Source organism: Amnimonas aquatica (assembly GCF_002943415.1).
GTDB classification, from domain to species: domain Bacteria; phylum Pseudomonadota; class Gammaproteobacteria; order Pseudomonadales; family Moraxellaceae; genus Perlucidibaca; species Perlucidibaca aquatica_A.
The window spans coordinates 1-5,642 of the sequence record NZ_PTQZ01000114.1 but is presented as its reverse complement, the minus strand read 5'-3'; the positions used below and the strand labels follow the sequence as shown (position 1 = coordinate 5,642).

The 5,642-nt window shown below is 70.2% G+C and carries 6 protein-coding genes; 4 read left to right on the top strand and 2 right to left on the bottom strand.

All coding sequences use genetic code 11. From position 1 onward, the window contains the following. Positions 1-86: 86 nt before the first annotated feature. The 4 genes from C5O18_RS05785 to tusA are packed head-to-tail and all read left to right on the top strand — an operon-like array spanning position 87 to position 3,527. Positions 87-1,121: an AraC family transcriptional regulator gene (locus tag C5O18_RS05785; RefSeq protein WP_105192284.1), complete on the top strand. Its 1,035-nt coding sequence runs from the start codon at positions 87-89 to the stop codon at positions 1,119-1,121. Continuing rightward, positions 1,114-1,971, top strand: a complete 858-nt coding sequence (purU, locus tag C5O18_RS05780) for a formyltetrahydrofolate deformylase (RefSeq protein WP_105192282.1) — start codon at positions 1,114-1,116, stop codon at positions 1,969-1,971. Before C5O18_RS05785 ends, purU begins: the two co-directional genes overlap by 8 nt. Before the next feature lie 10 nt (positions 1,972-1,981). Beyond that, complete coding sequence (locus tag C5O18_RS05775) at positions 1,982-3,280, top strand: MFS transporter (RefSeq protein WP_158249279.1); 1,299 nt, start codon at positions 1,982-1,984, stop codon at positions 3,278-3,280. Further along, a complete protein-coding gene (tusA, locus tag C5O18_RS05770; protein WP_105192278.1) occupies positions 3,267-3,527 on the top strand; it encodes a sulfurtransferase TusA in 261 nt (86 codons plus the stop codon). Before C5O18_RS05775 ends, tusA begins: the two co-directional genes overlap by 14 nt. 23 nt (positions 3,528-3,550) lie before the next feature. Here tusA and C5O18_RS05765 read toward each other — a convergent pair whose 3' ends face one another. After that, entirely contained in the window at positions 3,551-4,960 is a 1,410-nt protein-coding gene (locus C5O18_RS05765) for an MATE family efflux transporter (RefSeq protein WP_105192276.1), read from the bottom strand. 41 nt (positions 4,961-5,001) lie between these two features. Then, positions 5,002-5,181, bottom strand: a complete 180-nt coding sequence (locus C5O18_RS05760) for a hypothetical protein (protein WP_105192274.1) — start codon at positions 5,179-5,181, stop codon at positions 5,002-5,004. Positions 5,182-5,642: the final 461 nt, after the last annotated feature.

Below are 5,642 nucleotides of genomic sequence, written 5' to 3'. Positions count from 1 at the left end.
GGGCCAGACCCGCCGCCGATCCCGGACCTTCGCGGACGCATGGCGACGGGCCGCCGGACCCCGATGACCGCCGTCTCCGAGTATCCATGTCCGTACGCCCGGCCAATACCCTCAGCATCATGTACGTGCAGCGCCTGCTGGCCGGCGCGGCGCGTCGCGGCGTGCCGCCGGAGGAGCTGTTCGAGCGCAGCGGGCTGGATCCGGCGCGGCTGGGAGATCCGGACGGACGCATCGAGGGCGGCGAGGTCATCCGTCTCGTGCAGGAAGTCATGCGCCGGACCCAGGACGAGTTCATCGGCCTGGCTTCCGATGCGCGCTCCAAGCCGGGCACGTTCTCGATGATGGCGCACGCGGTCATCAACTGCCCGAACCTGGCGCAGGCCATCCGCCGCTCGCTGGATTTCTACGGCCTGTTCGAGACCCCGACCGTGGCCAGCATGGAGGTCGCCGACAACGAGGGCAGGGTGACGCTGTCGCTGCGGCAGGACACGCCGTTCGCCGACACCATCCTCGAAGTCATGGTGTTCGTCTCGGTGCGTTTCTGGAGCTGGCTGGTCGGCCGCCGCCTGGATCCGCTGGTGATCGAGTTCGCCGGTGACCCGCCGCCGCGTGCGGCGGAGTTCCAGCAGCTGTTCCGCTGCCCGGTGAACTACGGCATGGAAACCAACGTGATCCGCTTCCCGGCCGCCTGGCTGACGCTGCCGCTGGCGCAGACGCCGCTGTCGCTGTCTCGCTTCCTCAAGGATTCGCTGGCGCTGATCATCGGCGGACGGGCGAAGCCGGTGGGACTGGCCGACCAGGTGCGCAACATGCTCGGCAAGGAGGCCTACGGCAACAGTTTCCCGGAGCTGTCGGACATCTGCCGGCAGCTCAACATGACCCAGCAGACGCTGCGCCGCCGTCTCAAGGACGAAGGCACCAGCTACCAGGTCATCAAGGACCAGATGCGCGAGGATGCCGCGCGCTTCTATCTCGCCAAGCCGGCGCTGTCGATCGACGAGATCGCCCTCATGATGGGCTTCTCCGAGGCCAGCGCCTTCCATCGCGCCTTCAAGAAGTGGACCGGCATGACGCCGGCCGCCTGCCGGCGCCAGCTACTCGGAACCCCGGAAAATGACTGACACCACCGCCCGCCTGCTGATCAACTGCCCCGACGCCCCCGGTATCGTCAGCGCGGTCTCCAGCTTCCTCTACAACCATGGCGCCAACATCACCGACCTCGACCAGCACGCCACGGCGCCGGAGGGCGGCACCTACTTCATGCGCATGGAGTTCCAGACCGGCAACCTGCGCCTGAGTCGCGAGCATCTGGAGCAGGCCTTCCAGGACGCGGTGGCCACGCGCTACGCCATGAAGTGGCACATCAGCTACGCCGCCGAGCGCAAGAAGGTCGGCATCCTGGTGTCGAAGTACGACCACGCCATGATGGAGCTGCTCTGGCGCTGGTCGCGCGGTTCGCTGCCCTGCGACATCGTGGCCGTGGTCAGCAACCACGAGGACCTGCGCGCCGATGTCGAGAACTTCGGCGTGCCGTTCCATGTCGTGCCGGTGACGGCGGCGACCAAGGCCGAGGCCGAGGCGCGCATCGAGGAGCTGCTGGCCGGCGTCGACCTGATCGTGCTGGCGCGCTACATGCAGATCCTCAGCCCGGAGTTCACCGCGCGCTGGCCGCACCGCATCATCAACATCCACCACTCCTTCCTGCCCGCCTTCGTCGGCGCCAACCCCTACCAGCAGGCCTACGACAAGGGCGTGAAGCTGATCGGCGCGACCGCGCACTACGTCACCGCCGACCTCGACCAGGGGCCGATCATCGAGCAGGATGTCGAGCGCGTGTCGCATCGCGACGAGGTGCCGACGCTGCGCGAAATGGGTCAGGACGTCGAGCGCCAGGTGCTGGCGCGCGCGGTGCGCTGGCACCTGGAGGATCGCGTGCTGGTGCATGGCAACAAGACCATCGTGTTCGCCTGACGGGCGCGGCATGATGTCGCCGCTGCCTAATCGCCTCGGCCTGCTGCTCGCGCTCTACCTGGCGCAGGGCATTCCCTTCGGGGTCTACAGCCAGGCCATCCCCGCGATCCTGCGCAGTCATGACGTGCCGCTGTCGCTGATCAGCCTCAGCGGCCTGCTGGCGCTGCCGTGGGCGCTGAAGGTGCTGTGGGCGCCGTGGGTGGACAGGCACTGGTGGCCGCGTCTGGGCTACCGGCGCAGCTGGATCCTGCCCATGAACCTGGGGATGATCGCCGCGCTGGCCGCGCTCATGGCTTTCGATCCGGACAGCCTGCGCGAGCGCGACAGCGTTCTGCTGCTGTTCGGGCTGCTGTTCCTGGTCAACCTGCTGTCGGCCACCCAGGACATCGCCAGCGATGGCCTGGCGGTGCGCATCCTGCGGCCTGCCGAGCGCGGGCTCGGCAACGGCGTGCAGGTGGTGGCGCACCGGCTCGGCATCATCACCGGCGGCGGCCTGCTGCTCTATGTCATGGGCACGGCGGGCTGGGCCACGGCCTTCGCCGGCCTCATGGCGCTGTCGGCGCTGCTGCTGATCCCGGTGCTGCTGCTGCGCGAGCCGCCGCCACCGGAGGCGGTGATGGACGGCCCGCGCGGGCACTACTGGCGCATCTGGCTCGGCTTCTTCCGCCAGCCCGGTCTGCAGGGCTGGATCTGGGTGCTGGTGACCTACAAGATGGCCGACTCGCTGGCCTCCGCCATGGTCAAGCCCATGCTCATCGACATGGGCCTGTCGCTGGCCGACATGGGGCTGCAGGTCAGCCTGGCCGGTGCCGTGACCACCATCGCCGGTGCCCTGCTGGGCGGTTTGCTGGTGGCGCCGCTGGGGCGGCGGAACGCGCTGGTGCTGTTCTCGCTGCTGCAGGCGCTGGCCTGCGGGGCTTTCGTGCTGCCCGCGCTCGGCGGCGGCTTCGCCGGCCTGTCGCCGGTGACGCTGGCGGTGATGATCAACGCCGTCGAGCACCTGTTCGGCGGCATGGCCACGGCGGCCCTGCTGGCGGCGGTCATGGACCGTTGCCGTCCCGATCACGGCGGCAGCGACTTCACCCTGCAGGTCGGCATCCTCGCCGGTTTCGGCGGTCTGTTCTACCTGCCCGCCGGCCTGCTCGCCGAACACCTCGGCTACGGTGATTTCTTCCTGCTGGCGCTGGCTGCCGGCCTGCTGCTGCTGTGGCCGGCCTGGCGCTATACTCGCGAGCCTCATGCGCTGGCTGCCGCGTCCGCCAGCCATCCGCCTGCCGCCGACCCGGAAGCCGCCCATGTCCGTGCCTGACTCTGCCCCTGAACCTGCTGCCGTGCCGGTGCTCGACGCGCGCGGCCTGCTGTGTCCGGAGCCGGTCATGCTGCTGCACAAGCGCGTGCGTGAGCTGGCTGACGGCGACGAGCTGCTGGTGCTCGCCACCGACCCCTCGACTACCCGCGACATCCCCAAGTTCTGCCGGTTCCTCGGCCATGCCCTGCTGGAAGAGAGTCAGCCCGAGGACGGCCTGTTCCGTTACCGCCTGCGCAAGGGTGGCTGACGCGCGGTTCGCGCGTCAGCCGCTCAGTAGCCGTGCCAGTCGCGCTGCAGCAGCCCCAGCCGGCGCCTGAGCTGGCGGTTGAGCAGCAGGCTGGCGACCGCCAGGCCCAGCACCAGTCCGGCCCAGTAGCCGTGGGCGCCCCAGGCCTGGCCGCCGAGCAGGGTGGTGCTGCCGGCGATGTAGCCGAAGGGGATGGCCACGCCCCAGTAGGCGAACAGGGTCAGCACCATGGGGCTGCGGGTGTCCTGCAGGCCGCGCAGGCAGCCGGCGGCACCGACCTGCAGGGCGTCGACGATCTGGTAGGCGACGGCGAACAGCAGCAGCTGCGTGGCCAGTGCGCGCACGGCGGGGTCATCGGTGTAGAGCCGGGTGATCGGATCGCGGGCCAGCAGCAGGAACAGCGCCGAGACCGCCGCGATCAGCGTGGTGGTGGTCAGGCCGACGCGGCGTATGCGCACCAGCGCGGCGAGGTTGCGGGCACCGAAGGCCTGGCCGCTGCGGATGGTGAGCGCGATGGCGATGCTCAGCGGCACCATGAACAGCATGGAGGTCACCGACAGCGCGATCTGGTGGCCGGCGACCACGGTGGCGCCTTGCGGACTGACCAGCATGGCCACCAGCGCGAACGAGCTGACCTCGAAGAAGATGGCGATGCCGATGGGCAGCCCCAGCGCCGCGATGCGGACGATCTCGCGCGGTCGCGGGCGCACCGCCGCGCGCAGCAGGCGCACCTGGCGGAAGGCCGGCGCGAGCAGGACATAGGTCAGCAGGATGCCGGCCAGCAGCCACAGCACCAGCGAGGTCGCCCAGCCGCAGCCGGGCCCGCCCATGGCCGGAATCTCCAGGCCGGCAGGCAGCAGTGCCTGCAGCCAGGGCACGCTGGCCGAGCCGTGGATGAACACGTGGTTGGCGGCCACGTTCAGCGCCAGCCCGGACAGGCTGATGACGGTGACCGGCAGCGGCCGGCCCTGGGCCTCGCAGTAGCAGCGCAGGGCGAAGAACAGGCCGACCGCCGGCATGCCCCAGGAAGCGCCGTGCAGATACAGCCGGGTCATCTCGCGCAGTTCCGGCGACATGTCGAGCCAGCTCAGCACCGGCGCGGCGCTGCGGATCAGCAGCAGCGTGCAGAGGCCGACCAGCAGCGCTAGCCACAGCGCCTGGTGCGTGATGCCGGGAATGCGCTCGCGGCGGCCGGCGCCATGCGCTTCGGCCACCAGCGGCGTGGTTGCCAGCAGGGTGCCGGTGGTGAGCAGGAACAGCGGCAGCCAGACACTGGAGCCGACGGCCACGGCCGCCAGGTCCAGCGCCGACACCTGCCCGGCCATGAGCGTGTCGATGAAGCCGTAGGACGCCTGCGAGAACTGGCTGATGAGGATGGGGCCGGTGAGCGTGGCGAGCGTTCGCAGCTCCTGTCGGGCGTCGGCCGGAATCATGGTGCGGTGCGGGTCATGGCTGGTCGCTCATGCGGGCGGGTTCAGTGCCGGCCGGCCGGGCAGTCGTCGCGGTAGCCGAGGCCGGCCAGGGTCTGCGCGATGCGGCGGCTGCCATCGAAGCCGAAGTGGCGCTGGCGCAGCAGGCCGTCGATCACCACCAGCCCGGCATCCCAGGTGAAGCGGCCGGCGAGCAGCAGCGGCAGCGCCTCGCCGACCGGCATGACGCCGGCGTGGGCGACTTCGCCATCCTGATTGGTGGCCGAGAAATGCGGTGGCAGCCAGACGTCGTGGNAGGCCGCCGCCGACCAGGTTGTCGAGGCGGCCGGGGTCGACGAACTTGTGGTGGCTGCGTTCGGCGACCCACAGCAGCATGCCGTCCGGGCTGCATACCCAGCCGTTCAGGTGCACCGAAGGTGTGCGCAGGCCGAGGGTGCGGAAGGCGGCGCGCTCCATGACCAGGAAGGGCCTGCCGGCGTGGTCGAGCTGCATGTTCTCGCCGCGCCAGTTCTGCAGCAGGCCGGCATCACGCAGCTCCAGCGCCAGCGCCTGCATGAAGCGGCTGCGTGCGTCGACACGGTCCGGTGTGCGGTCGCTGCCGGTCTGCAGGTGCAGGCCGGGGAATGCTTCCGGACCGGCAGCGGCTGTGCGGCGGCAGTGGCCGGGACGCAGCCGGCAGAGGGCA